The following is a 26,483-nucleotide window of genomic DNA, read 5'->3' as shown; positions in this document are numbered from 1 at the left end:
AGGGGTCCTTCCACGTGCGGTTGCGTCCGACTGTGATCGGCAACGAAGGCTAGTCCCGGGCGAGGTGCCGAACCAGTGAGCGGATCCCCACTCTCGAGAAGCAGAGCTAGGCCGGGAGGAGACTGTGGCCGAATCGAGGTTGTCTGGAGCGAATTTCTGGATCTGCGCCCAGTTTCTGATCTCGCCGGTGTCCAACACGTACCGGCAGGACTCGAGATTGTCGGGCGAGACACGAAGGGTGAGATCATGGCGACGTATCTGATTGCTAATCGGGTGCCAGAGGGCTTCGGCCCCTCGAATACAGCGTTCGAGGCCTGGACCGGTTGGTTCGGCGAGTTGGGGTCGGCACTGGCCGACCGTGGCAACCCAGCTTTCGCCGCCAGCAAGGTCGGACATTGCGGGTCCGACACAGTGCTCGGTGGATATACGCTGGTAACAGCGCCTGACCTGGCTGCTGCGGAGAAGCTGTGCCGCAACCATCCATTGCTGAGCTTCGGTGGCGGTATCGAGATCGCCGAACTGACGTTGCTGAACGAGGGCAAACGCCTCGTCGCCGACTCTGCGGATACCTCCCGTGTTCTGGTGACGAAGTTGCTGAATGCCAAACCTGAGACGGTCTTTCGGTGTTTCACCGATCAACGGAGGATCGTCGGCTGGATGGGCGAGACCGCGACTGTGGAGCCCGAACCTGGTGGCAGGTTCCACGTGGCCATGGCTGACGGATTCGCGATCCAGGGCGAGTTCATCGAAGTGTCGGTCCCCGAGCGGCTGAGTTTCACCTACGGGTTCGGCGTGGACGCAGCAGAGCGTGTGCTCGACGACAGAGCCCGGCAGGATGCAGCGGCTCTGGCGCCGGGCAGCACCACGGTGACGGTGACCCTCGCATCTATACCGGGTGGCACTCGACTGGTGTTGGAGCACGTCGGCCTGCCCACACACGCCCTGACCGCCGGTCATCAGGTGGCTTGGGAGACATACCTGCGCCGGCTGGCGATCGGTATCGACGGCGGCGACCCCGGACACGATCCGCACAACGCCGATAGGGATGCCGACGAAGTACCCGACCTCATCGAGGACGAGATCGTCGTGGAGGCGGACGAAGATACTGTATGGAAGGCACTCGTCGCACCCGAGACGTGGTTCTGCGATGAAGCCGACCTGGACGTCCGACCCGGCGCTACCGGCGCGCTTACCTGGGGGCTCCGGGCGACCGGAACACCTCAGAGGCTGCCGATCACCGTCGAAACTGTGGAGGCACCCACGGTATTCGCCTTCCGCTGGCTCTACCGTGAAAGCGACACACCCGCCCCAGGGAACTCGCTACTGGTCAGGTTCACGATCAGCCCTGATGTCGCGGGTGCTCGGGTGCGGGTCGGTGTGCACGGATTTACCGACGTCGATTGGCCGCTGGAGAAGAAGATCGAACTGGCCACGCAGCAGCGCAACGGCTGGCCGGCGCATCTGCGCCGATTGCGGCAGGTCCTCAGTTCTCACTGACCTGGCAGGCCGAATCGGGCAAGGACCGTACCCGGGAATCGCGTCATAGCGATGATGCGATTCCCGGTCAGAGTGAGAACGAGCAGTCCGTTCGCTCTTTCCGCCCATTGTGCGTCGAAAACATAGGCCGCCAAGGCCAGCTGTCCGTTCGCTCGGGTCGGCACCAGTCGGTACGCACGGCTGTCGGTGAATGCGACCTCGGTGAGAAAGCCCGCGATCGACTCCCGCCCCTGGTACGCCAGCGGTATCGGCGGCATGGTCAACCAGGCATCCTCAGTGAACAGCGCGACAATTGCGGCGACGTCACCGGCCAGGTAGGCACAGGTCAGCCGTTCCACTAGATCGCGTTCCTCGACCGAATTCGGCACAGGCGGAGGTTCACGCCGGGCAGGTAGCCGCCGACCGACACCTGCCCGGGCACGCTTGAGAGCGCTGTTGACCGAGTCGACCGAAACATTCAGCGCCAGCGCGGCCTGCTTCGCGGAGAATCCCAACACATCGCGTAGCAGCAGGACTGCGCGCTGCTGGGGAGGGATCAGTTGAAGTGCGGTGACGAACGCCAACGAAATCGCTTCGGCGGCGGCGTATCGAGCGTATGGGCTGGGAGCGGTGTCAGGAATCTGGTCGAGGTCCGCATCCGGATACGGATCGATCCAGGTCACTTCGGCAAACATGGTCGGTGGCGGTGCCGCGATGTCCACCGGCATGGGAACAGATAGTCGGCGGCGGTGAGCACGCAGGATGTTCAGGCAGCGGCGAGTCGCGATCCGATAGAGCCACGTCCGCACCGACGAACGGCCTTCGAACTCACCGATACCCTGCCAGGCAGCCAGCAAGGTGTCCTGCACGGCATCCTCGGCGTCCTGCCTTGACCCCAGCATGCGATAGCAGTGCAGCTCCAGCTCCCGGCGATACGGCTCGATCAGCTGATCGAATGCCGTCAAGTCGCCGCCACATGCTCGGTTGAGCAGTTCGGTAGTCGGCACCGCGTCATCGTCGCATGTGCCTGGGTCTCAGTTCGAGCTCAGCGAGGAGCTGAAGCGATCGAGACACGATGGATCGCCGATGAATTCCAAGCCGAGTGCTCGAGGATCAGCCCGGCTGACCACGTTGAACAATAGGCCGAGTGTCGGATTGGATGGACCCGAGACCGTTACCGACAGGTTTGGTAGAGAACGTGGTCAGGCCCCATGAGCGGCATGGACAACCAGCGCATCGTCACCTGTGTGGAGTATTACCGTGACAGCTTGTCCAGGCGGTGTGTCGTCGACCAGATGCCTGCGAGCGGCATCATCAACCAGTATGCGTGGACTACGTCGTCAGGGTGGCCGGCACTGATTCCTCGAAAGCCTGGTGGACTATGCGGAGTGGGGGGACCGGCAGTCGATTCGGTGGTCCATGACCCGAATTCCTTGCAGGGCAGGAGAATCCGTTGCCACCGTGTGTATCCGCGTTCGGGAGGGCGCGCCGTGGCCTCTGTCTCGACCTGGGCTCAGCGTAACCGGTTAGCGAACCACAGGGCTGGTTTCGATGCGGCATCTCCGCTACGCTGGCGGCGTGACTGCCGGGTCGGCTGAAAGCCGCGCACAGACAGGATTCCCGGCCGCGCGGTGAGCGCGGCGCGGGCCAGAGGCCCGCCCTCCTACGCATCCCATCGATCTCGAGGGACTACGAAAGGAGGTGAAAACATTGTCTTCTCATGAGGTTTCTCTCGCTGTCTGGCAGGCGTACCAGGACAGCCACGGTGTCGGCACCGTCGTCGACGCGACAGTTGTATCTGTCGTCCCGTTCGGTGCATTCGTTGAGGTCGCACCCGGAATCCACGGCTTGCTGCACAAGGATTCCTGGGTCCGTACCCCGCAGGCCGGCGACTCGATCTCGGTTCGCATCGCCGAATGGGGTCCGCCACGACTGAGCGTCGCACTGGCCCAATAACACGCCGGATGTGGGGCCAGGTAGAGGCTGGCCCCACATCACTGATCGTAGGCGCCGGGTAGCCACCCCGGAACTTCGATTCGACGCGTTTGCCCATCCGGGACTGATGGCATTGCGCCAGAACGCGTTCCCTGGTGCGTAAGCTCTTCCGGCTCGCACCGGTCTGTGGAATTGTCTCGCGCCAAATAGGTGAGTGGTGCAGCTGGAGCCGGCCCCGCGAATCTTGCGCAGGAGATGGTCGGAATCATCCGACCGACGGACATGCCCACATGGCAACCCTACGTACAGATCGACTGGCGTCATGAGGTTCCGACCGCCCGACAGCGGTCGATCGAACCCCGCGAACGCCCACTGCTGTGTATGAAGTTACGAACTCGAACGGTCCTGTTCGACACGGGGAAACAGCATTGGCGATCGCACAGCATAGTGAGGTTCAAACCTGATGTATGGGAACGCAATTCGACTTCCCACAGACGGCGACAGGGTCATCGCGCGGAGGCAGTTTCGAGCCTAACCTCCTGAGCGACGACGCAATTGCTAGAACTGCACCCACCAGGAGGGAAGCACTGTGTTGGCCCGGAAGCTGAATGAGCCCCTCACGTGCCTCGCACGAACAATCGTGGCTACGGCACTGATCGCAGTTCCATTCACCCTGTCGAGCACATCGGCCCTGGCTTCCCCGGTCGGCCAGAGCGGAGGGGTAGTCCTCGAACAACCATCGGCGCTCAATGCAACCGACGATGCGGTGGGCGGGCCACACACCAAGCACGTTCCAACGCCTGGACTTCGAATACATCCCTGGCCCTCACAACCGTGGTCCCTGCCCCCCGTGTGTCCGCCTGAAATCTGGCATGGATGGTCAGCTCCGCGACCGCCCCGGTGCACAGGATCCTTCGGAAGCTGCTGACCTGACCGGCAGGTCCATGTCCCGTCACAGATCCGTCAGTGCGGTGGAGCTGCACGTTCGATGCTCTACCGCAACGACACGCTCGGCCCAGGCGCTAGCCATCCGAAAGGATTCCCAGTATTGGGAACTCGGACCGGCTAGAGGTTTGGTTTGAGTGATAGTTTCGGTCACGTGGGGAAGGCAACAACCCAGGTTCTTGTGATAGGTGCTAGCGCGACAATGCGCACAGCGTTCGTGCACAAGGTGCCGCTTCTGACCTCCATTTACCTATTGACGCCATGGAGTCAAGAAGCTGCCTTCCCCACTCCCTTACAGCTGCGATGATTACGGCCTTGGTTGCCATGTCGCCGCTGCGGTGCTCCTGGTCGTGGGCGATCACGGCAGCATTGGCGGCTGTCCGGGTGAGGTGGGGGCAGCGAGCCGCGCGGTCAGGGCGCACAGCAGCGGGTGAGGCAGTGGCCACTTTCGTCGACGAAAACGACCGCGGTGGCGCGGTCGGCGGGAGGTCCCATTGCTGGCGGAGCCAATTCTGGTGAGCGGCGGCGAGGCGGTCGCGGTGGATCATCAGCCAGTGTGGCCGCAATGCCTCGGCTGAACCGCCGGTGACGGGGGTGATCCACGGTATTGGCAAGCCCTTGTGGACGGGTCGCCGCGGCCCCGATCCCGGCGGTGTCGAGCAGCGCCACAGCGGGGCGTGGATTCCAGAAGCTGCGCACCAAGAGGTCGCACAGTAGACGGTCCCGGTGTCCAAGCCCAGCAGCCGCGGCAGACCGCCGTCGCTGCACGGCGGCTCGGGCAACACGAGGGTCTCCTTCGGCACCGGCAGGGTCGCGGCGCTGACATGATCTGATGACCCCGACCTGTCGGTAACTCCTGAAGACTGACCCCGCAGCGAATTCCGAACCTTGACCCCCTGTCGGGGGTTCACGCTTGCGGGGTGATTGCTATCGAGGACTGGGCAGAGATCCGTCGGTTGCATCGGGCGGAGGGCGTGCCGATCAAGGAGATCGCTCGCCGGTTGGGGTGGCACGGAATACCGTGCGCGCGGCGTTGTCGTCGGACCGGCCGCCGCAGTATGAGCGGGCGCCGCGGGGTCGGGTGGTGGCGGCGTACGAGCCGCAGATTCGGGCGTTGCTGGCGGAGTATCCGAGGATGCCGGGGTCGGTGATCGCCGAGCGGATCGGCTGGCCGTACACACTGAACCCGTTGCGGATCCGGCTGCGGGAGATCCGGCCGGAGTACGTCGGCGTGGACCCGGTGGACCGCGTCGTCTACGAGCCGGGGCAGATCGCCCAGTGCGATCTGTGGTTCCCGCCGACCCCGGTCCCGGTCGGGCGCGGGGTGGACCGGGTGTTCCCGGTGTTGGTGATGACGCTGGGGTTCTCGCGGTTCGCCGCAGCGGTGATGCTGCCGTCGCGGCAGGGCGGGGATCTGACGTCGGGGATGTGGGAGCTGATTTCCCGGATGGTGCGGGTGACGAAAACCCTTGTCTGGGACCGGGAATCGGCGATCGGCGGGTCTGGGAAGGTGACCGCCGCAGCGTCGGCGTTCGCCGGCACCCGCGCCACGCGGATCCAGCTGGCGCCGCCGCGGGATCCGGAATACAAGGGCATGGTCGAGCGGATGAACGGGTTCCTGGAAACCTCGTTCCTGCCGGGCCGAACACTCACCGGCCCAACAGATTTCAACTCTCAGCTGAACGATTGGCTGGCGCTGGCGAACGCCAGGACGGTCCGCTCGATCGGTTGCCGGCCGGTCGATCTGTTCGAGACCGACTACCTGTCGATGATCCCGCTGCCGCCGGTCAGTCCGTCGGTCGGACTGGCCCAGCGGATCCGCCTGGCCCGTGACTACTACGTCCGCGTCGACACCGTCGACTACTCGGTCGATCCGCGGTTGATCGGCCGGTTCGTCGACGTCACCGCCTTACCGACCACGGTGACCGTCGAACACGCCGGCCAGTTGGTTGCCCGGCATCAGCGGTCGTGGACCAAACAGGACGTTGTCACCCACCCCGAGCACGCGGCGCTGGCCGCGCAGCTGCGGGCGGGGTTCGCCGCGGACCGCAAGCGCCGCGAGCAGGCGCGGCGGCATCCCGATGGGCATCCGGTCGCGCTGCGCGCGCTGCCGGACTACGACGCCTTGTTCGGCGTCGAATTCCATGTTCCGACAACGGAAGAGAGACACGGATGAACGCGACCAAGACCAGAGCGGCGACCAACGATTCCGCCCAGCCGCCCGACGGGCTGCCGTCGATGCTGGCCTATCTGACCCGCGTGCTGAAGATCCCGACAATCGGACGCAGCTGGGAAGAACTCGCCGAACAGGCCCGCGACGAAAACTGGTCGCACGAAGAGTATCTGGCGGCTCTTCTGCAACGACAGGTCGCCGACCGCGAGTCCAAGGGCACAATCATGCGGATCCGCACCGCCCACTTCCCGCAGGTCAAAACCCTCGAGGAATTCAACCTCGATCACCTGCCGTCACTGCGCCGAGATGTGTTGGCGCACCTGGCGACCGGAACCTTCGTCCCGAAGGCGGAATGATCTTGCTGGGCTCGCCCGGGATCGGCAAGACGCACCTGGCGATCGGGCTAGGGGTCAAGGCCGCCCACGCCGGCTACTCGGTGCTGTTCAACACCGCCAGCAACTGGATCACCAGGCTGACCAGCGCCCACCACGCCCGGTCGGCTGGACGCGGAGCTGAAGAAGATCCGCCGCTACAAGCTGATCATCGTCGACGAGGTCGGCTACATCCCGTTCGACCAGGACGCGGCGAACCTGTTCTTCCAACTGGTCGCCTCCCGTTACGAGCAGGGCTCGATCATGGTCACCTCGAACCTCCCTTTCGGACGCTGGGGAGAGACCTTCTCCGACGACGTCGTCGCCGCGGCCATGATCGACCGCCTGGTCCACCACGCCGAAGTCCTCACCCTCACCGGCGACTCCTACCGCACCCGCCAACGCCGCGCCCTGCTCGCCAAAGAGAACCGCGCCGCGACCGACTGAACCACCAAAATTGACCCCACCAACTCCCCAAAGTCGCCCCCTGGGGTCAGAATCCACAGTTTGCTGCGGGGTCAGGAATCACGAGTTGTTCACACGACCCACCGGTCCTGACGATTCAATTGCCCCTGCTGTTCGCCTGGGAACAGCACCACGGCGGTGGCTGTCGCTGCGTGTGCGCGATCTACCACCGCGGTCGCGGCGAATCACGCACCGCGACATGCCTGCTCGCGGCCGAAGCCGGATTTTGTTCCAGGTGAACACACCCGACGAAGAGCTGGGACCGCTGCCCGTGTGCCACTTGTGCTACGCCGCGATGTCGTCCCCGACAGCCGACTGAACATTGCCGCCGAGACGTGGCCTGATCCCTCCAGGAATCGACAGGGAGCAGCGCGTCAGCCTGATCGCCCTATGCGCCACCATGGTGGCGCTGCAGCCGTTTCCCCTCGCACAACCCGAAATGTACAGTCCACCCCGTTGCACGCGACCCGGTCCCGCTGAGAATCGACCAGCCGGGCTCCGCCCAGGGCGAAGTTGCCGCGCTTCGTAGGGAGGTCGCGCTCCTCCAGGCCGCACAGACCCCTGCCACGGGTGGGTCGCAGCAGGCTGCCCGAAGCGTTTCGCGACGGGGTGGCGCGCGAATTCACACGAGCATCTGAGCTGGGTGTGGTGCAGCATGGACAACGTCGAGTTACCCGAAGTGAGTAGCGCGTGAGCTTGGGGAAACTCGAGCACCGGTTTTGTCGGTGTGGTCTGGGATCGTTGGTGGTCACCGGCTGTGGAGGTGGTGGGTGGATACGGCGGCGCGATTGAGCGGGCGTGATTTGGCGGCGTTGCGGGCGTGTCGGCCGGCGGCGCTGCCTGGTGTGCTGCGTGATGAGTTTCGTCTGTATCTTGCAGGCCGGAGTTTCGCGGAGTCGACGCAGGTGACGTATCACAAGCGGGCGCGTGGCTATTTGAAGTGGTTGGTGGCGACGGAGTCGCATCCGGAGGCGTTGAGCGATGGCCCGGAGCGGGACGCGGCGGTGGCGGAGTATTTGGCCGGTGAACGGCCATCGACACGGAAGGTGACGTTGGCGGCGATCCGCGCGTTGTACGAGTGGTTCGATCTCGGGCCGGTGTCGGTGGATCCGGAGAAGGTGGATCCGGTGGTTCCCGCGACGTTGAGCGAGGATGAGCAGAGCCGGGTCCTGGATGCGGCCGCGGCGCGTTCGGCGCGTGACTATGCGCTGGTCACGCTGATGTTGGATGTGGGGCCGTCGACCTCGGAGGTTCGTGGGCTCGATGACGAGGATGTGAATCTGTCGGCGCGGGCGGGTTCGGTGGTGTTGACGGGTTCGGATGGGCGAAGGCGAACGTTGGCGCTGACCCAGGCGACGACGTGGGTGTTGATGGGGTATCGGCGCGAGCGTCGCGCGTTGCTGGGTCGCAAGTCTCGGGTGCGGGCGTTCTTCGTGACGTTGAGCAGTCACGGCCGACTCCGCGACGATGAGAGCTTGGGCTATATCTTGGCCGAGATCGGGGATGCTGCGGGGTTGGGGTGGAAGCTGACGGCGTCGGCGTTGCGGGCTACGGCCGAGCTTCGTTTGTATCGTTCGGGTTTGTCTGCCTCGGAGGTGCGGGCTCGGATGGGGCAGGGGTTTCACAATGGTCCGCGGGTGCGGGCGTTGCTCGGGCAGCCGGCGCCGCCGCGCCGCGGGTCGACGCGGCGACCGAAGGGATCCGGAGCGCAGTTGAGCTTCGATATCGATGTGTGAGTCGGTAGCAGCGCGCGAGTAGACCGAGCAGGTCTATATGGTTTGATGCGCATATTGCCGTATCCAGATGATTATCGCTGCTGGTGGGGTTGTTGGTTGGGTCGGGCGCGGGTGGTGAGGGGGCTGGGCATGGGCCGCTGATAGGCGCAGCACAGAGCGCAGCGGAGTTCCGATTCGGCGGTCGGCGCACCCGGCCGGCGCGGGCCGGGCCGCTGGGCGCGGCACCGCACCGTTCCGGTGTTACTGGGTGATGGTCGCGCGCTTGAGTCGGCCGTCAGCCGAGCGGGGGATGCGCTTGAGCACACCGTGTTGGTCGCGCATGGCTTCGACGGTCTTGGCGCAGGAGCCTCCGCAGGATTGCGCGGAGCAAGATCCTGATTCGCGTGTGCGCCAGTGGAATGCCCAATGGCCGGGGCTTCCAGCCTCGGCGCTGGTCTGGCCGCAGGCGGCGCAGACTTCGTCCTCGTATTGGTCGTGGTGGATCAGCCGGCAGCTCAAATCAAGATTCAGTTCGGACTCAGGGCATTTGTCTGCCGGTTGGGCGGCTCTTCCTGGGTTCGACGCTGCATCAATGTAGTTCGGGCTGGGACCTATCGGCGGGGACGTTGGGTCTCGCCATTGACCGTGATTCGGCCACTGCCGGTGATGCGCTTCCACTGCTCCCGTGACTGCGGTTGCGGTGATGCTTCCGCTTCCGGATACCCGCAGTCGCGCGGATTCACGCACGGTGCCGCAGTGGTCGATCTGCCCGGAGCCTGAGACCGAGCCGTACAGGGCTCGACTGGTTCCGCCTGCCACGGCAATGGCACCGGACCCGGAGATCCGGGCGTCGATCTTGCCGTCGACACTGCCCAGCTTGACCGATCCGCTTCCGGAGATGGAGAGTTCGGCGTCGCCGTGTACGCCCGCGAGAGTGGCGTTTCCGGAGCCGGTGAGGTCGCCGGTGAGCGATCGGACGTATCGTCCGTTGATCGTCCTCGCCCACCATCCCGGTGTGATGCGAGCTGTCGGCGACGCCATCGACTTCGAGCCGATCTCGCCGCAACACCACCTCGACGACCCGGCGGCCGCCACCGCGAACTGAGGGCCATCCGCCCCCAGTGAATCGACGCGCATATCGGCCGGTGTCGGATTTCCGCCGATCGACCAGGCGCTAATCCAGGGGCTAAGACCGTGTCTCACGTCGTATCGGTTGTGCGGCATGATGTTCGGTTGTGGTGGATGAGTTGTCGCGGCGGTTGGTTCCAGATGCGTTGTGGGAGTTGGTCGAACCGCTACTGCCGCCGTTTCGTCCGCGCCAGCAGGGCGGTGGCACCACCCCGGTTGACCGGCGGGCGGTGTTCACGGCCGTTGTGTACGTGCTGACCAGCGGCTGCGCCTGGCGGATGCTGCCACCGACCTTCGGGGTCACCGTGCCCACCGCACACCGCCGGTTCACGATATGGACCAGGGCCGGAGTGTGGCGGCGATTGCATCGGGCGGTGCTGGACGAGTTGGGCAGCCAAGGCTTGATCGACTGGTCGCGGGCGGTGATCGACGCGGCCTCGGTGCGAGCCAAAAAAGGGGCGACATGACCGGCCCGAGCCCGGTCGATCGCGGCAAGGCCGGCTCGAAGCTCCACGTGCTCACCGACCGAGTGGGAATACCACTGGCCGTTGGTATTTCGGCAGCTAACACCAACGACGCCGAGGCGCTGCGACCGCTCGTGCGGGCCATCCCAGCAGTCCGGTCGCGGCGCGGGCCACGCCGCCGCAAGCCGACGAAACTGCACGCCGACAAGGCATACGACATCGCCGATCTCCGCGACTGGGTCGCCAACCGCGGCATCACCGTGCGCATCGCCCGCAAAGGCATCGAAGGCAACGACCGCCTCGGCCGACACCGATGGGGTCGTCGAACGAACCGTGTCGTGGCTGACCGGCTACCACCGACTCAACCTCCGCTACGACCGCCAAGGCAGCCACTTCTGCGCATTCCTCACCCTCGCGGCTGCGCTCACCTGCTTCAAGAAACTGGCGAAAGATAAGCCCGCGACGTGAGACACGCTCTAAGCCAGCCCCTCACCAACATCTCGTGATGCTTATCGCGCCGCGATCGCCGGATCCGCCGGCGTGGGGTGGGCGTCGTGGTAAGCGGCGACTACGGCGCGGTCGATGCGGCCGACCGATGCTACGTTGTGCCCCTTTTTCGAGGGCCAACTATCGGATCTTCTTTGCGGAGGTGTGGAAGTGCGGGCGTTCGAGTTGGGTGGAGAATTGCCTGAGTCTGCGCCCGACGCCTCGCCTGGCAGGACTGCATCTCGGATGGCCTCGGTGAAGATCGACGACGACAAGCCTTGTGGCACGGCGTTGTTTTAGACGCGAATAATGAGAGCGTCGCCCTGACCGTCGCCACCGCACAGCGCGGCCGCGCCGACACCGCCGCCGCGGCGCTCCACCGCGACCCTGTCCGGCCCTGACACCGGCGCGTGGACGGGCCGGAGACGTCGGCGATGTGCTCGGGCGTGAGCTTCGGTAGCACGAGGGGGTCGTCTCCTGGAACGAGGGGATCGACGACGACCACGGTCAGCCGATGCCGTCGAGGTCGTGCGCTCCACTGTCCAGGGCCGATTGCCGCGCAGCGGGTTGAGCGATCTGGTCAGACAGGTCAACGCGGTGACCGGCGCGCTGGTCCGGACAGCCGCGGCCGATGTGTCGGCCGACAGCAATCAACTGCGGATCCGATTGGTGTACCCGCCGGGTGCGGCGGCGCTGACGGTGGACGTGTGGGAGACCGCTAGCACTCCGGGGAGCCGATCAATCCCACAGTCCTCAGGCTCGTCGAACCCGATCGCGGCGACGATGTCCAACGCGTCTCCACCGACGTCGTTGGCAGAGCTGACGCGCTGCCAGGTACCGCTGGAGGGCGCCACCGCCATGAGGGCTTTCGTTGATCGCCTATCCGATGCTGATCATCGGCGGCACGACTGCGCGGGCGTGGAAGTGTGCCTGTTGCTTCCCGCGCCCCGTGTGCTGAACTCGTCTAGCCTGGGCGGATTTAGGTCGGACTGTTGCCGTCGTGTAGGTAGGCAGTGTGTCCGGTAGCACGGGCCGTCAATGCGCCCTGAAGTCGTTGCCAGACATAGGGTCGGAGTCTTTTGCGGGCTTCATCGGCTGTGTAGAAGCCGAAGTCGTCGAGTTCGCCGTCGGCGAGACTCAACATCGAAACTTCTGTGGCAGTGAGGGTTCCGCCATCGAAGATGAGCATGAGCGAGTCGTCCCAGGGCCCGTGAGGTGGGACCCAGTCGATGCATAGCAGCGGCAGTGGTGTGGTCGGCAGGTGGAGGTGGAGTTCTTCGATGAGTTCGCGGCGTACCGCGGTGTCGGGTGGCTCGTTTGCTTCGACCATCCCCCCGGGAAGATCCCAGTCGGGCTTGTAGGCGGGGTCCACGAGCAGGATGCGATGTTCACGATCGAAGATCAGGGCGTCGGCGCCAACTCGCTTGCGGGGCTGTCTGGCGTTGCCTTCGGCGAGATGACGCTGCCAGGCGTCTGGGTCGCGCTGATATAGCGGTTCGGCGTGGTTCATGAGTTGGTCGCCGATCGGTGCATCGAGGTCCTTTCGTGGATCACCGTGTTGAGGTGATCCACGAATTGTCGCACCGTGGTTGTGCGGTAGCGCTGAAGCTGGCGGACGAGATCGTGGAGTTGGCAGGTGAGTAGGTGCGAGTTCATGGTGACGGTGTCGTTGAGGACAGCGGTGGCGACTGCGCAAGCGTGGTCGGGATGACCTTGATTGGCGAGGATCACGCCGAGGGTCACTTGGGCGAAGGCCCGTGATCGGGTGCCGGCGGGACGCAGGTCGATGATGCGGTGGGCGTGGCGTGCGGCGGCGGGCAGGTCATCGAGTGTGCGAAGGCATCGCGCAGCGTCGCTGGCCAGGGAGGCTTCGTCGAAGTGGCTGACCCACGGTGAGGTGATCGGGTCGGCGTGCACCGACAGGGCGGCTGCGGCGTGTTCGAGCGAACGGTGGGCCTGCTGCGGCTGCTTCAGGGTGGCGTGCGCGCGGGCTTGTAGTGCGTAGATGCGTGCGACCAGTTCGGGGTGGCGCTCGATTCTGTTCAGCGCCATGTCGGCGTCGTGGGCGTGGCGCAGTGCCTCGCGCGGGTCGGGCGTCTCGCGACTCAGTTCGAGGTGGCTGAGGCTGGCCAGGACATGGACGTGGAGTTGGTGGTCGCGGCCGGCGACGGCCAGGTCCAGGGCGCGGCGGAAGTGTCGATCCGCTTGCTGATCGTGACCAGCGTCGTGGGACATCCAGCCAGCCATCTCAGTGAGCCCGGCTGCGGCGGTGAACAATGAGTGCGCGTCTCCGCGGTGGGGGCCGCCGAACATGCGCGGGCCGATGTCGGTGTGCAGGTAGTTGAGAACGGCCGAGTAGAGATGCCCGCCGCCGAAGGATCTGTCGGCGGAACGGAACGTGTGCATGGCGGCGATGTCGGGATCCTCGTCGCCGTCGAGGTCAGCGACGCGTACCAGCCGAAACGGTCCAGGTGCGGGCGTACTAGGCGGTGTGCTGGGCGGGGTGCGCGGTTGTGGACCGGGCAGCCTGAACCAGAGCAGAGCGGCCGGGATCGCCAGCACCCGGGCCCATTCGATCAGCTTGTCCAGGTGGGCTACGGGTGGACCGTTCTCGATGCGGCTGAGTTGACCTTGGGTGATGCCGAGCCAGCTCGCCAGCCGTGTCTGGGAGATGGGAGCAGGGTGTGCGCGATGGGTGCGGTACGCAGCGACCACCTTGCCCATGTGCCGGGACTCGAGCGCTGACCGGATCGTGGGGGAGTCCCAGAAGCCCGGCGGCACGGAGGCGGGGATCGGGCATCCCGGGAAGGTGGTGTCCCGGCTGGGCATGCTGTGGCGTGGAGAGTGCCACCCGGTCGAAACGGTGTCCATGAAGGATCTGCCTGGCGTTGGTCGGTGGGTTGGGTTGCCCGAGTTTATCGAGCCGTGCCCGCGGACCCGGTGGTTATGTACGGCACGCATATCGGTATGCGTGATCTGTTATTCCCCAATGCTTTCGACGCGGTCACGGTGAATGCGTCGCCCGTAGAGGCGCATTGAGCAGTCATCGAGCCGAGGAGTTTGGAATGCCGTCGTCGCTGTGTGGTGTGTTTTCACGTCCAGGTGGATGGTGACCGGGGTTTTGGCCGGGTGGGGCGAGCAGCGGGTACTGGTGATCGCACCGCATCCCGACGACGAGGTGATCGGCTGCGGTGGCCTGATCAGCCGGGTCAAGAGGGAGGGGGGACAGGTGCACGTGCTGTATGTGGCTGTCGATGACCTGGCCGAGTATTCACCTGCGGGCCGCTCGACGATCGAGCAGCGGATGGACGAGATCGAGCAGGTGGCGAAGTTCCTGTCACTGGACAGTTGGGACGTGCCCTGGGTTGGTGAAGGCGCCACTCTCGGGTTGGACACCGTGGCCCGCGCGAAGATCGTCAGGTTGCTCGAGGGTCCGGGTCATCGGTTGGCGCTGTCGACGTTGCGGCCGACGGTGGTGGTGGCACCGGAGATCACGAGCTTCAACCAGGACCATCAAGCGATCGGGCAGGCGGTGCTCACCGCGCTGCGCCCCGGATCGGATCAGTGGCGTCATCAACCCTCGCTGGTGCTGGCCTACGAGCAGGTCGGTGACTTCTGGAGCGGGGCCGCGGTCGCGCCGCAATCCCGGAACTTCTTCGTTGCGCTGGATGACGCCGATGTGGATCGCAAGATCGCGGCGCTGGGCCTGCACGTAAGCCAATGGCGCGAGCATCCGCACACCAGATCCGAGCAAGCGTTGCGGGGGCTGGCGGCCATGCGTGGCGCCCATAGTGGCGTGCCTTGCGCCGAGGCATTCCACTGCTTGCGTTGGAGGGGATAGCCATGGGTTCGATCACACCGACACAGGTCGCGGTGATCGGCTGCGGGTTCATCGGGCTGCCCGCAGCGCTGCTCGCTGTCGCCGCCGGGCATACCGTCATCGCGTTCGACACCGACCCCGACCGCGTCCGGCGCCTCGCCGACGGCGAGCCGTATGTGCCCGACGTGAGCGCTGAGCAGCTGCAATCAGCACTGGCCACCGGGCGGCTGATCCCAACCGGCGACCCGGATGCCCTGTCCGGTTTCGATGTCGCGCTGATCACCGTGCCGACTCCGACCAAGGGCGACCGTCCCGACCTCAGCTGCGTCGAGGCAGCCAGCAAAACCGTTGCCGCTCACCTGCGCCCAGGAGCGACCGTCATCCTGGAGTCGACCACCTATCCAGGCACGACCGAGAACCTGGTGGTGCCGATCCTGGAAACCTCCGGACTCACCGGGGGCCGAGACTTCCATGTCGGATACGCCCCCGAACGCATCAACCCCGGCACCCCTCTCATCGAACTGCGATCGGTGCCGAAGATCGTCGCGGGAATCGATGACGAATCCCGCGCGGCCGTTGCAGCATTCTGGTCGCGGTTGGTCGATGAGATTGTGCTGGCACCCGACATCGGCACCGCCGAGCTCGCCAAGCTGATCGAGAACACCTTCCGCCTGGTCAACATCTCGCTGGTCAACGAGCTCACCCGAAACGCGCTAGCGCTGGGGGTCAACATATGGGACGCACTGCCACTTGCCGCGTCAAAACCATTCGGATACATGGCCTTTCATCCCAGCGTGGGCGCGGGGGGACACTGCTTGCCCTCGGACACCCGATACCTCGCGTGGCGGATCCGCGAAGCAACACACACCCCCGCGCTGCTGATCGAGACGGCGACCCGGATCAACGACGAGATGCCCGAGTACGTCGCCGGGCGAATCGTGACCGGGCTGCTTCGACGCCGGAACTCCCTCGCGGGGGCGCGGGTGGTCGTAGTCGGCGCGACCTACAAACCCGACATTCCTGACCTGCGCGAATCGAGCGCCCTGAAAGTCGCCGCATCCTTGCGTGGATACGGGCTGACCGTGGTCGTCGTCGATCCCCTCGTTCCAGGAGACGCCCCCCTCGTGCTACCGAAGCTCACGCCCGAGCACATCGCCGACGCCTCGGTCGTGGCGTTGCTGGTCGCCCACCGCGACCTCGACTACCCCCTCATCGCCACCGGCAGCTACGTGTTCGACGCGTGCGCGGCCCTGCCGCTGGCACCAAACATCGAACGACTCTGAACCCCAACATCATTCACCTACGGAAGGACTTCACCAGTGAGCATCCGCAACCACATCGTCGTCACCGGCGGCGCCGGATTTATCGGCTCCCACCTGTGCCGGGCGCTGCTCGCGCACGGGAACCGGGTCACCGCAATCGACAACCTGAGCACCGGACACCGGGAGAATCTGTCCGATCTCCAGGCCCGCCCCGAATTCAGGCTCGCCGTCGCTGACGTGACATCGCCGGTCGCCTTCGCCGGGCTCGCTGAGGTCACCCACGTGGTGCATTTGGCCTGCCCGGCTTCACCGAAGGCCAACACGGCGATGCCGCTGGAAACGATTCGTGCGACATCGCTGGGTACCCTCAACGCCTTGGAACTCGCGCACCGCAACCACGCTCGCGCGGTGATCGCGTCGTCCTCGGAGATCTACGGGGACCCGCAGGTGCACCCGCAGACCGAGGACTACCGCGGCAACACCAACCCGATCGGACCCTACAGCGCCTACACCGAAGGCAAACGCCTCAGCGAGGCCGCTGCCGCCGCACACCATCGGACAGGGACCAACGTCGGCGTCGTGCGCCCGTTCAACGTCTACGGCCCCAACATGTGGCCCGACGACGGCCGCGTGGTGTCCTCGTTCTGCGCTGCGGCCCTGGCCGGACAAACCTTGCAACTGCACAACGGCGGCACTCAGACTCGATCCCTGGTCTATGTGGCCGATTTCGTGACGGGGTTGACCGCGATGCTCGATTCCGACGAGTTCGGGCCGGTCAACCTCGGCTCCGAAAACGAAATCACCGTAGGGGATCTGGCCCGGCTCGTCATCGAATTGGCGGGCTCCGGCGCTGTCGAAGTGTCGCCCGGTCGCTCCGATGTGGTGACGGTGCGGCGACCCGACACCACCCGCGCCCGCAAGCTTCTCGGTTGGGAGGCCAGTACACCGCTGCGTGACGGGATCGCCCACACGCTGGACTGGATGCGACGGGTCGTCGGCTGATGACGGTCCGATTCGTGTTGCCGCCGAGCTGGCCCACGCTGGCCGGGACCGACCTGAGCGGGCTGGCGTGCGACGCAGCGACAGTCGGTCAGGCGCTGGCGTGGCTGGTCGAGCAGCATCCTGTGTTCGGCGAGCGGATCTTCACCGGCGATCGGCTGGCGCCATGGACGATCGTGTGCCTCAACCACACTCACATCCTCGACCCGTCCACGCCGATCCACACCGGAGACCACGAACTCCAGATCATCCCCGCCTTGATGGGAGGCTGAGTGTGCACGACATGATCGAGATCCCAGCTGCCGCAGCAAAGATCGGGTCCCCGGAATGCCACCTGGACACCGTCGCAGCGTCGCAGCACTACCCACGAGCTTGGTTCGAGGACGAAGCACCGCAGCACACCGTCGCGCTTCGCGCTTTCGCCATCGACCGCGTGCCGGTGACGAACGCCGCCTACGCCGAGTTCGTCGCGGCAACCGGTCACGTCACCGCGGCCGAGCGGCGCGGATACGGCCAGGTCTACGGCCGCGACTACTGGACCATCGTCCCGGGAACCAGCTGGCGCCATCCCCATCCGGACCTCGACGCGCTCGCCGAGCGCCCTGACCATCCAGTCGTGCACGTCGACCACATCGACGCCACCACCTACGCCATCTGGACGGGCCGACGCCTGCCCACCGAGGCGGAATGGGAATTCGCCGCCCACGGCCGCATGTGGACCGCATGGCCGTGGGGCAACGACTGGGACCGCGACCGCGCCAACACCGCTGAGCAGTGGGCCGTTCACCAGATCCACGACCTAGACGCCTGGAAAGCCTGGTGGCGCAATCACTTCGACACCCACGGCTACACCCCAGCCACCACCCCCGTCGGCGCCACACCAGCCGGTGCCTCCCCGTTCGGAGTGCTCGACCTCGCCGGCAACGTCGCCGAATGGACCGCATCGTCCTACCTGCTCTACGACGGCAGCCGGACCTACGATCCCGGATATCACGCCGCCGCCAACCACAGCCACATCGCGGTCCGCGGCGGCGGCTGGAAGTCGTTCCGATGGCAGACCCGCACCAGTGAACGCATCGCCTGCACCCCGGGCTACTCGGCCAACGACCTCGGATTCCGCTGCGCCCGCGACCTCCACCCAACCCAGCCACACCCACAGTGCTCCACCAGATAAGGTCTGCTGCCATGCGCGCACTCATCACCGGCGGCGCCGGGTTCATCGGTTCCCACCTGCTCGACCGGCTGATCGCCGAAGGACACACCATCACCGTCATCGACGACCTCTCCAGCGGTGACTGCACCCGGATACCCGACAGCGTCACCTTCCACGAAGCCGACGTCGCCGACACCGCGACCATCACCCAGATCATCGAAGACGCTCGGCCCGAGGTGATCTACCACCTCGCCGCACAAATCAGCGTCCGGTACTCGGTCACCGACCCCCACCACGACGCCCAAGTCAACGTCATCGGCACCCTCAACCTCGTCACCGCGGCCACCACGATCGGCGCCCGAGTGATCATGGCCTCCACCGGCGGCGCGATGTACGGCGACAGCGTGCCGATGCCGACACCGGAAACGGTCCTGCCGCAAACCCAAGCCCCCTACGGGATCTCCAAATACTGCGCCGAGCAGTACCTGACCCTGCACAACAGGCTGCACGGGAGCCGCCATGTCGCGCTGCGCCTGGGCAACGTATTCGGACCTCGTCAAGACCCGCACGGCGAGGCCGGAGTGGTCGCAATCTTCTGCGGACACATCGCCGCAGGCCGCACACCCACCGTCTTCGGCGACGGCAAACAGACCCGCGACTACGTCTACATCAGCGACATCATCGACGCCTTCCTCGCCGCCGCCGAATACACCGGTCCCGTACCGATCTTCAACATCGGCTCTGGAACGGGAACCTCGGTGCTCGAACTGCTCGACGCAGTCAACACCGCCGCCAACACCGACATCACCCCAGACTTCGCGCCACCCCGCGACGGCGAATGGCGCCACGGCGCTCTCGACTCCACCCTGGCCACCACCGAACTCGGATGGCGCGCCACGACCACCGTCACCGATGGCATCCGCACCACCTACAACGCCCTGACCGCCTAGCCGACCTCACCATGCCGACCGCCGGACAGAATAGTCAAGGTCGATCCGTCCGGCCGGGGTGATCGACGGTCCTCCTGCGTGGCCATTTGACCGAACCCAAAGCACGGCAACGCATATCGACGTTGTCGCCACCGCGCCGCTGCGAACGGCTCACTCTAAAGCCCTGGGTTTTGCGACACTGGCATGTTCGAAACTGAGAGGAGTGCGGTCGTGGGGGAGTTGTCCGGTGACATCGATGAAGAGGACTTTCAGCTGTTCGTGAAGGAGCAGCGCGAACCTCGGTGGGTGGCATGGCTGGACAGCATCGATGACCAGTTGGACCGGTTCCTGATCGAGACCGTGCCAGGCATGCCCTTGGACCCGTACACGCCGAGGGGATTGCATCTGGCGGAGGAGACAGCGGTCGCCTACTTCCCCAACGCCGAAGCGGTACATGCGCCACAGAACCGGGCCATGGCGGAGCAGTTCGGCGTGTTCCTCGGTGAGGTGTTCCGGCGCAGCTTCGAGGGTTCGTGGATCAACGTTCCCAAGTATGACCACTGGGGAATGGGATTTTGTCCGGTGGTCCGCTTTCCGTTCACGAATATGGACATCTGTGTGCGCACCTTCCTGGCTTCGGCGGCGCAGGATCGCACGACCATCGGATGGATCACGGTATGGACTCATGCTGCCGAGATCGAGGCTGCCTGGGTGCGGGTGGGCAGGCCCGGCCGTAGGCAATGGATACAAGCCGGGTGGATTCCACCCGAGGAGTACGACGACCAAGCTGGCTTTCCGCTGTGAGGATCAGGCTAAGAGCAGTTGCCAGGCAGGAAGTAGTGCCAGGGAGCACAGGGTTGAGCGGATGACGACGGAGGCCGCAAGGTCGGTGTCGCTGTCGTAGGTCTGAGCGAAGATGAACAGGTTCTGCGGTGCGGGCATCGCCGCGATCAGCACGAGGTATTGGCGCCAGGGCTCGGCGACACCGGCGAGGTGCATGGCAGTCAACATGAGGACGGGAAACGCCACGCACTTAACGGCGATGAGGGTGTTCTCGTCGAGAGTGCCGCGCCAGCGGATTGGGCTGCCGCCGATGTGTAGTCCGAGAGCCAGCAACGCGACGGGCGACGCTGCGGCGCAGAGGAACTCGGCGAAACTGAGCACAACAGGCGGAACGGGAGCGTGCGCGGCGTTGAGGGTGATGCCGAGCGTGCACCCGACGACGACCGGTGTGGTGAGGGACCGTCCGATGGATGCGGCGATGCGGCGGGCCGCGCCGTTTTCGCTGCTTGTGGCGGATTCCATAATTGTCAGGACGATGACGGTGAGGACGAGCACTTACAGCAGCAGGATCGGGAAAATCGGAGCGGCGGTGCCGAACAGCAGAACCATGACGGGGATGGCGAGACGGAACGCGAACTAGCTGAGCACGCGGGAGTCGGTGGAGGCGACGATCTTTCGGCGTGCGAACAGTACGCCCGCTCCGAGAGTCGCCGCAATCGGTGCCACCGGTGCGAGCGTGGCGGTCAGGGCCGAGATCACCGTGGAGTGCCTGTCATTTCAGCTCCTTCGCTCACAGGTGACGTTCCGTACGCTCAGCCACATCTCGAGCACCAGCAGCGACCACACGAGTGCGGCCGGTGTCGGGGTGCCGTCGCCGAGGCGGGCGAACACCGACTTCACCGCAGCGGGGTCGAACAGCGCTGCGCTGCGCGGCAGCGACAGTACGGTATCGGCGGCCAGGTCATACAGCGGCTGGCCGGGCACCAGCATCGCCGCGATGGCCAGGGTGAACGGCTGCTTCGGGCGGATGAGGACCTGGGACGGTACGAGGTTGCGTGCGGCAGCGACCAGCGGAGCTTTGACCGCCCGTCGCGGCCGATGCTGTCGGTGTCGTTGCGCTGCTCGGTGAGCGCGCCCATGGCCTGGTCGGTGAAGATGTCGTGCAGGCCGTCGTAGGCCATGTGGTCGCGCAGCGTCACATCGCCGTACTTGAAGCCCTCCCTGCTCTTTTCGAGCAGGTGCGGTGCCTGGCTCATGGACTCCTGACCGCCTGCGACGACGATCTCGTACTCGCCGGCGCGGATCAGCTGGTCGGCGAGCGCGATCGCGTTGATGCCGGACAGGCACACCTTGTTCAGGGTCAGGGCGGGCACATCCATCGGGATGCCCGCGGCCACCGCCGCCTGCCGGGCCGGGATCTGGCCCGCGCCCGCGGTGAGCACCTGACCCATGATCACGTAGTCGACCTGCTCGGGCGCGACGCCGCCCTTCTCCAGCGCGGCCTTGATCGCGAAACCGCCGAGATCGGACCCGGTGAAGTCCTTCAGACCGCCGAGCAGCCTGCCGACCGGGGTGCGTGCACCGGAGACGATGACGGTTGTGGTCACGACGAGCCTCGCATTCATTGGTGGAACCCCCGCGCCATCGCACGAGCGAGGGCGCGGCGTCAATGTACTCAACGGTAGCCTGTGCACCCCCGGCGGCTTCGCCCAGGTCCGCGCTACCGTCGAGTCGTGAGCAACGCAAACCAGACATCCGAACTCATTCCGGGCGACTACGTGGTCGCGGTCGACCACGTCGGCATCGCGGTCCCTGACCTGGATACCGCAATCGCCTGGTATGCCGAGAATCTCGGCATGATCGAGACCCATCGCGAGGTCAACGAGAGCCAAGGCGTGCACGAGGCCATGCTGTCGCTGCCCGGTGCGCCGGACGGCGCGACTGCTCTGCAGTTGCTGGCGCCCCTCAACGCGGACTCCACCATCGCCAAGTTCATCGATCGCAGCGGACCGGGCCTCCAGCAGCTCGCCTACCGCGTCACCGACATCGAGGCCGTCTCCGCTCATCTGCGCGATCGCGGTCTGCGTTTGCTGTACGAGGCGCCACGGCACGGAACCGCCGATTCCCGCATCAATTTCATCCACCCGAAGGATGCTGGCGGTGTGCTGATCGAGTTGGTCGAGCCGAACCCGAATGTTACGCACTAGTATCAAGATCGGGGCCGGAAAACTCGTCCAGATCACATTCGCGGTCGAGTCACCATCGGCCCTCCATAGGCTGTAGTTTGTGTGCCATGTCGTCACCCGAGTCCGATCGCAATCGCTTCGTTGCACTGCCCTTCACCGTTGTGCGCAAGGGTTATGCGCAAGACGAGGTGCGTAACTACTTCGACCGCTTCGATGCCGAGCTGAGGGTCACCGCCACCGATCGCGATGCTGCTGCGGCGCAAGCCCGTAACCTCGCGAGCCAGTTGGAGGACGCGCGGGACGAGATCGACGAGCTCCGCAAGGAGGTCGACCGACTCTCGGTGCCGCCGACCACCGCCGAAGGCATGTCCGACCGCATCTCCCGCATGCTGCGGCTGGCCTCCGACGAGGCCTCCGAGGTCCGGGCCCTGGCCCAGGCCGAGGCCGCGGAAATGGTGTCGATCGCGGAGCAGCAGGCGACCGAGATGCGCGGCAAGTACGAGTCGCTGCTCGCGGAGACCAAGGAGAAGCGCGAGGCGCTCGACATCGAGTTCGAGCAGACTCTCGCGAACGCACGCACCGAGTCGGCGAAGATCATCGAAGCCGCTCAAGCCGAGGTCGAGCGCCTGGGCAAGGAAGCCGAAGCCAAGCGCAAGGCGACCCAGCAGGACTTCGAAGTCACCATGGCCGAGCGTCGCACCAAGCTCACCCGCGCGATGGAGGAGCTGGAAGCCACCAGCCGCGCCGAGGCCGCCCAGCGGATCAAGGACGCGACCGACGAGGCCAACCGTCTCATCACCTCCGCGACCCAGACCTCCGAGCGCAAGATCGCGCACGCCAAGGAACTGGCCGAGGAGATGCGCGTGCTGCGCGGCCGGGTGCTCGCCCAGCTGCTCGGCATCCGCGGTCAGCTCGACTCGGTGCCCGCGATGCTCGCCGCGGTCAACCGGGAAAGCGAACTGCTGGACGGTGTTCCGGAGCAGCGCAAGTCGATCGGCGGCGGCACCAAGTCGGTCGGCGCCCGCACCACCAAGGCGATCCCCGAGGTCAGCGGCGAGGACGAGGACCTGGACATCGACGAGCGTGAGAACGCCGACATCGCGAACTGACGTCGGCTGAGGTAACGACGCAGTACCAGAACAGGATTCACCCGAAGGCCGCTCCCGTCAGGGGAGCGGCCTTCTTAGTTGTGCGCGGTTCACGGTGACAGGGACTCGACGGTGCGGGTCGCTCAGGACCAGCGTCGGGTGATGCGGCGCGTCCGGCGGCCGTTCCAGCAGCCGCGGTGCCAGTGCCTGCGATCGTCCTCGCCGCCGTCGGCGGCCCAGGCGACGATGTGGGCCACACCGGGCGGTATCTCGTGGTCGCATCCCGGGCAGCGGTAGGTCTTCGTGGCGCGGGTGCCGGGAATGGTGCGGACGACGTAGACCTCGTCGTCGTCCGGACCGCGTTCGGTCCGGCCGAACACGTCGCCCAGAGGCGCGGCGTCGGACCCGGCCTGATTGCGCGAGTGCGGTTTCCGACGAGGCATGCCGATAAGCCTAATAGGCGCTGCCGGCCGGACTCCGCCCCCGCACGCCCGCCGGGCGGCACAGCCCGCGGTCGACGTGGCTCACACGGCGATGGACGCGCGCACCAGGTTGTGGTCCGATAGCCCGTCGGCGCTCTCCACCGCGGCCTCGCGCGCCTCGACGCCGTGTGTGACCACGTGGTCGATGAACTGGGACTTCACGCCCGTGGTCCGCGGGCGGGTTGGCAGCGCGTCGGCGGGCAGCTCCGCCACGGTGAAACCGGTGCCGAGCCCCTCGGCCACGACCGCACGATCGGCGTTGAAGTCACCGAGCAACACCGCGGGACGCGCCGGATCGGACAGCGCCACCCCCGCCAGCGTCGACAGCTGCCGCCCGCGACGATCGTCCCCGGTGACGTGCGTGGCGACCACCGTCAGCCCCGACGTCGCGACCGCCAACGCACCCTTGCCAGGATCGTCGCCGAACGCCGCCGCGAACACCTTTCGCCCTGGATCGTCGACCACGAGCACCAGATACTCGTCCCGCTCCCGCAGCGCCGTCGGTATGCGCTTCGACCGCGGCACCCGGGGATAGCGCAGGGTGTGGATCTGGCGATCGGGCAACGCGTCGCGCAGCGCCGCCAGCAGATCACCGCTGACCTCTTGCAGCGCGATGATCTGTTCCGGACGCTTCGCGATCCGCGCGGCGATGGCGTCGATCCGCTCGGCTTCGACAGGCCATTTGGCCGCGACATCCTCGTACCAGTTCTCGGCGTGCACGCGGTGCAGCACGTTCCAGGTCGCGACGGTGATCATCTATTCGTGTCCGGGTCAGAAGAGGCGGAATTCGTTGCTCTCCGTGCCGCGCAGGGCATCGTAATCGAGTGTGAGGCAACGGATGCCGCGGTCTTCGGCGAGCGTACGCGCCTGCGGCTTGATCTGCTGGGCGGCGAACACTCCGCTCACCGGGGCGAGCAACGGGTCGCGGTTCAGCAGTTCCAGGTAGCGGGTCAGCTGTTCCACACCGTCGATCTCGCCGCGCCGCTTGATCTCCACCGCCACGGTCGCGCCGTCGGCATCACGGCAGAGCAGGTCCACCGGTCCGATGGCGGTCATGTACTCACGACGGACGAGCGTGTAGCCCGGCCCGAGCGTCTGCACGTGTTCGGCGAGCAGCTCCTGAAGATGGGCCTCCACACCGTCTTTCACCAACCCCGGGTCGACGCCCAGCTCGTGCGAGGAGTCGTGCTCCACGTCCTCGATGGTGATGCGTAGTTCCTCGCCCGCCTTGTTCGTCACCACCCACAGCGCCTTCGCGCCCTCGGGCAGTTCCGCGGCGGCCGCATCGCGCTCTTCCAGCCAGCACGGCGGGCTCATCCAGTTCAGCGGCTTGTACGAGCCGCCATCGGAGTGGACGAGCACCGAGCCGTCGGCCTTGATCATCAGCAGCCTGCGGGCCATCGGAAGGTGAGCGGTCAAACGACCGACGTAATCGACCTGGCAACGAGCAATCACGAGGCGCACCCAAGCACTGTAGGCGACCACGGCGCCGCGGCCGTGCCCAACCCCCAATCCCGTTCAGTCGGCAGGCAGAAAGCAGGTCACGAAGCCGTTGGCTTTGTCGGCGAAGTTGTATGGCGATCCCTGCCGGATTCGGCCGGCGTAGTCGTCGGGCGCCGCTGTAACGCACTCCTCGACATCGTCGGCGCCCGGTATCTGTCGTTCCAAGCGGACCGAACCGGAATAACAAGAGGGGTCGTAAACGAACGTGGACCCCGTCTTCGTGTAGCAATTGCCGATGGTCAAGTTCGGCGCTCCGCACGAATGCGCCACCACGAAATCGCCGTCGTGATACCCGGTGGTGACGATCCGTACCTGCGCGGCCCCGCAATCGACGTCATTGCCGGTGCCGGTAACGATCTCGGAGACCACGACTTTCGTTGTCGCCGTCGGCCGCGTGCAGTCGACAACCTCGATCGGCCCCTCGAGGACGATCCCGGACGCCTCCGTGCACTGACCGATCTCGGGAAGTACGAGGGGATCGCCGCTGCGGGTGATCGAGCCGAAACTGAGTAACAGCACCGTTCCCGCGATACCGCCCAGCAACACCACTATCCCTACGACGACCACAGCCAGCAGCGCGGGCGGCATTCGTTTGGGCGGCCGACGTCCGGGCGGATTCGGCGCCGGATAACCCGGACCATGTACCGGATTGTTCGATGGATAGCCCCCGTGATTGCTCACGTTCCCCCACTTTCGAGTTCAACTCCCTCGGCGAAGAGTGTAGCGGGCCGAAACCGCCTGCGCTGAAGAGAATCTCGGCGAAACCGCTCGAACACCGAGGCGCCCCCGCGGATCCATCGCCGTACAGGGATATTCACCTTCGGAAACGCCGAAAGCCCCCGACCGTGGTCGGAGGCTTTCGCGAATGATGTTCCGGCGGTGTCCTACTCTCCCACACCCTGTCGAGTGCAGTACCATCGGCGCTGGTGGCCTTAGCTTCCGGGTTCGGAATGGGACCGGGCGTTTCCCCACCGCTATAGCCGCCGTAACTCTATGAAACTATCCACACACCACACACACAAACTCGATCACCGAGTCATTGTTGTGTTGCAGTGTCTGTGTGTTGTTTCAGATACCGCACAGTGGACGCGTAGCTTCTTCGTTGGTAAGTCCTCGGCCG

At 65.6% G+C, this 26,483-nt stretch carries 23 protein-coding genes, 1 rRNA gene and 4 pseudogenes; 16 read left to right on the top strand and 12 right to left on the bottom strand.

The features are described from left to right. Nucleotides 1-246 precede the first annotated feature (246 nt). Entirely contained in the window at nt 247-1,497 is a 1,251-nt protein-coding gene (locus tag AB0H50_RS27085; protein ID WP_357457736.1) for an SRPBCC domain-containing protein, read from the top strand. Here the strand turns inward: AB0H50_RS27085 and AB0H50_RS27080 are convergent. Beyond that, nucleotides 1,491-2,483: an RNA polymerase subunit sigma-70 gene (locus AB0H50_RS27080; RefSeq protein ID WP_357457733.1), complete on the bottom strand. Its 993-nt coding sequence runs from the start codon at nt 2,481-2,483 to the stop codon at nt 1,491-1,493. The two genes, AB0H50_RS27085 and AB0H50_RS27080, sit on opposite strands and share 7 nt — an antisense overlap. A 703-nt stretch (nt 2,484-3,186) precedes the next feature. On the opposite strand from AB0H50_RS27080, the gene AB0H50_RS27075 reads away from it, so the two are divergent. The 5 genes and pseudogenes from AB0H50_RS27075 to AB0H50_RS27055 all read left to right on the top strand — a co-directional run bounded on the left by AB0H50_RS27075 (nt 3,187) and on the right by AB0H50_RS27055 (nt 9,101). Continuing rightward, nucleotides 3,187-3,432 carry a S1 RNA-binding domain-containing protein gene (locus tag AB0H50_RS27075; RefSeq protein WP_357457730.1) on the top strand — a complete coding sequence of 82 codons (246 nt, stop codon included), beginning with the start codon at nt 3,187-3,189 and terminating at the stop codon, nt 3,430-3,432. A gap of 1,844 nt (nt 3,433-5,276) precedes the next feature. Further along, nucleotides 5,277-6,532, top strand: a pseudogene (istA, locus tag AB0H50_RS27070) (IS21 family transposase). Between the two features lie 62 nt (nt 6,533-6,594). Then, nucleotides 6,595-7,347: pseudogene (istB, locus tag AB0H50_RS27065) on the top strand (IS21-like element helper ATPase IstB). A 119-nt stretch (nt 7,348-7,466) separates the two neighbouring features. Continuing rightward, nucleotides 7,467-7,604 (top strand): DUF6372 family protein, encoded by a 138-nt coding sequence (locus AB0H50_RS27060; protein ID WP_357457727.1) that lies wholly within the window; start codon nt 7,467-7,469, stop codon nt 7,602-7,604. 531 nt (nt 7,605-8,135) lie between these two features. Beyond that, nucleotides 8,136-9,101: a tyrosine-type recombinase/integrase gene (locus tag AB0H50_RS27055; RefSeq protein ID WP_357457724.1), complete on the top strand. Its 966-nt coding sequence runs from the start codon at nt 8,136-8,138 to the stop codon at nt 9,099-9,101. A gap of 240 nt (nt 9,102-9,341) precedes the next feature. Here AB0H50_RS27055 and AB0H50_RS27050 read toward each other — a convergent pair whose 3' ends face one another. Beyond that, on the bottom strand, nt 9,342-10,304 hold the full coding sequence (locus AB0H50_RS27050) for a DUF2807 domain-containing protein (RefSeq protein ID WP_357457721.1): 963 nt from the start codon (nt 10,302-10,304) through the stop codon (nt 9,342-9,344). Between the two features lie 23 nt (nt 10,305-10,327). Between AB0H50_RS27050 and AB0H50_RS27045 the strand changes: the two are divergent. Then, a pseudogene (locus AB0H50_RS27045) lies at nt 10,328-11,140 on the top strand (IS5 family transposase). Nucleotides 11,141-12,137: 997 nt separating this feature from the next. Here the strand turns inward: AB0H50_RS27045 and AB0H50_RS27040 are convergent. Then, complete coding sequence (locus tag AB0H50_RS27040) at nt 12,138-12,668, bottom strand: NUDIX hydrolase (protein WP_357457718.1); 531 nt, start codon at nt 12,666-12,668, stop codon at nt 12,138-12,140. Then, on the bottom strand, nt 12,665-13,987 hold the full coding sequence (locus AB0H50_RS27035) for a helix-turn-helix transcriptional regulator (protein WP_357457715.1): 1,323 nt from the start codon (nt 13,985-13,987) through the stop codon (nt 12,665-12,667). Before AB0H50_RS27035 ends, AB0H50_RS27040 begins: the two co-directional genes overlap by 4 nt. A 322-nt stretch (nt 13,988-14,309) precedes the next feature. Between AB0H50_RS27035 and AB0H50_RS27030 the strand changes: the two genes are divergently transcribed. The 7 genes from AB0H50_RS27030 to AB0H50_RS27000 all read left to right on the top strand — a co-directional run bounded on the left by AB0H50_RS27030 (nt 14,310) and on the right by AB0H50_RS27000 (nt 20,125). Continuing rightward, complete coding sequence (locus tag AB0H50_RS27030) at nt 14,310-14,999, top strand: PIG-L family deacetylase (RefSeq protein ID WP_357457713.1); 690 nt, start codon at nt 14,310-14,312, stop codon at nt 14,997-14,999. Nucleotides 15,000-15,001: 2 nt separating this feature from the next. Then, nucleotides 15,002-16,261 carry a nucleotide sugar dehydrogenase gene (locus AB0H50_RS27025; RefSeq protein ID WP_357457711.1) on the top strand — a complete coding sequence of 420 codons (1,260 nt, stop codon included), beginning with the start codon at nt 15,002-15,004 and terminating at the stop codon, nt 16,259-16,261. A 36-nt stretch (nt 16,262-16,297) separates the two neighbouring features. Then, complete coding sequence (locus AB0H50_RS27020) at nt 16,298-17,242, top strand: NAD-dependent epimerase/dehydratase family protein (protein ID WP_357457709.1); 945 nt, start codon at nt 16,298-16,300, stop codon at nt 17,240-17,242. Further along, on the top strand, nt 17,242-17,511 hold the full coding sequence (locus AB0H50_RS27015) for a MoaD/ThiS family protein (RefSeq protein WP_357457707.1): 270 nt from the start codon (nt 17,242-17,244) through the stop codon (nt 17,509-17,511). Before AB0H50_RS27020 ends, AB0H50_RS27015 begins: the two co-directional genes overlap by 1 nt. A gap of 11 nt (nt 17,512-17,522) precedes the next feature. Beyond that, the gene (locus AB0H50_RS27010; RefSeq protein ID WP_357457705.1) at nt 17,523-18,413 is read left to right on the top strand and encodes an SUMF1/EgtB/PvdO family nonheme iron enzyme; all 891 of its coding nucleotides are present in this window, start codon (nt 17,523-17,525) and stop codon (nt 18,411-18,413) included. An 11-nt stretch (nt 18,414-18,424) separates the two neighbouring features. Beyond that, nucleotides 18,425-19,342, top strand: coding sequence for an NAD-dependent epimerase/dehydratase family protein (locus AB0H50_RS27005; RefSeq protein WP_357457703.1), 918 nt, complete (start codon nt 18,425-18,427; stop codon nt 19,340-19,342). 210 nt (nt 19,343-19,552) lie between these two features. After that, nucleotides 19,553-20,125, top strand: coding sequence for a hypothetical protein (locus AB0H50_RS27000; RefSeq protein ID WP_357457701.1), 573 nt, complete (start codon nt 19,553-19,555; stop codon nt 20,123-20,125). Between the two features lie 3 nt (nt 20,126-20,128). On the opposite strand, the gene AB0H50_RS26995 is transcribed toward AB0H50_RS27000, so the two are convergent. From AB0H50_RS26995 to AB0H50_RS26985, 3 genes and pseudogenes are all read right to left on the bottom strand, one after another. After that, entirely contained in the window at nt 20,129-20,659 is a 531-nt protein-coding gene (locus AB0H50_RS26995) for an AEC family transporter (RefSeq protein ID WP_357457699.1), read from the bottom strand. Between the two features lie 222 nt (nt 20,660-20,881). Continuing rightward, nucleotides 20,882-21,133: an asparagine synthase-related protein gene (locus tag AB0H50_RS26990; RefSeq protein ID WP_357458332.1), complete on the bottom strand. Its 252-nt coding sequence runs from the start codon at nt 21,131-21,133 to the stop codon at nt 20,882-20,884. A gap of 83 nt (nt 21,134-21,216) precedes the next feature. Then, nucleotides 21,217-21,711: pseudogene (locus tag AB0H50_RS26985) on the bottom strand (acetyl-CoA C-acyltransferase); the annotation flags it as partial. 126 nt (nt 21,712-21,837) lie between these two features. Here AB0H50_RS26985 and mce point away from each other — a divergent pair. Both mce and AB0H50_RS26975 read left to right on the top strand, forming a co-directional pair. Next, on the top strand, nt 21,838-22,311 hold the full coding sequence (gene mce, locus AB0H50_RS26980) for a methylmalonyl-CoA epimerase (RefSeq protein ID WP_357457697.1): 474 nt from the start codon (nt 21,838-21,840) through the stop codon (nt 22,309-22,311). Nucleotides 22,312-22,397: 86 nt separating this feature from the next. Next, the gene (locus AB0H50_RS26975) at nt 22,398-23,399 is read left to right on the top strand and encodes a hypothetical protein (RefSeq protein WP_357457695.1); all 1,002 of its coding nucleotides are present in this window, start codon (nt 22,398-22,400) and stop codon (nt 23,397-23,399) included. 122 nt (nt 23,400-23,521) lie between these two features. Here AB0H50_RS26975 and AB0H50_RS26970 read toward each other — a convergent pair whose 3' ends face one another. The 5 genes from AB0H50_RS26970 to rrf all read right to left on the bottom strand — a co-directional run bounded on the left by AB0H50_RS26970 (nt 23,522) and on the right by rrf (nt 26,351). Further along, nucleotides 23,522-23,821 carry an ATP/GTP-binding protein gene (locus AB0H50_RS26970; RefSeq protein ID WP_357457693.1) on the bottom strand — a complete coding sequence of 100 codons (300 nt, stop codon included), beginning with the start codon at nt 23,819-23,821 and terminating at the stop codon, nt 23,522-23,524. 81 nt (nt 23,822-23,902) lie between these two features. Next, nucleotides 23,903-24,616 carry an endonuclease/exonuclease/phosphatase family protein gene (locus tag AB0H50_RS26965; RefSeq protein WP_357457690.1) on the bottom strand — a complete coding sequence of 238 codons (714 nt, stop codon included), beginning with the start codon at nt 24,614-24,616 and terminating at the stop codon, nt 23,903-23,905. 15 nt (nt 24,617-24,631) lie between these two features. After that, nucleotides 24,632-25,324, bottom strand: coding sequence for an endonuclease NucS (gene nucS, locus AB0H50_RS26960; protein ID WP_357457688.1), 693 nt, complete (start codon nt 25,322-25,324; stop codon nt 24,632-24,634). A gap of 54 nt (nt 25,325-25,378) precedes the next feature. Then, nucleotides 25,379-25,951 (bottom strand): hypothetical protein, encoded by a 573-nt coding sequence (locus AB0H50_RS26955; RefSeq protein WP_357457686.1) that lies wholly within the window; start codon nt 25,949-25,951, stop codon nt 25,379-25,381. Nucleotides 25,952-26,234: 283 nt separating this feature from the next. Continuing rightward, nucleotides 26,235-26,351, bottom strand: a 5S ribosomal RNA gene (gene rrf, locus AB0H50_RS26950). Nucleotides 26,352-26,483 lie beyond the last annotated feature (132 nt).

It is taken from the genome of Nocardia sp. NPDC050793 (assembly GCF_040654065.1).
In the GTDB taxonomy this organism is placed as follows: Bacteria; Actinomycetota; Actinomycetes; order Mycobacteriales; family Mycobacteriaceae; genus Nocardia.
This window is presented reverse-complemented; position numbering and strand designations above follow the sequence as displayed.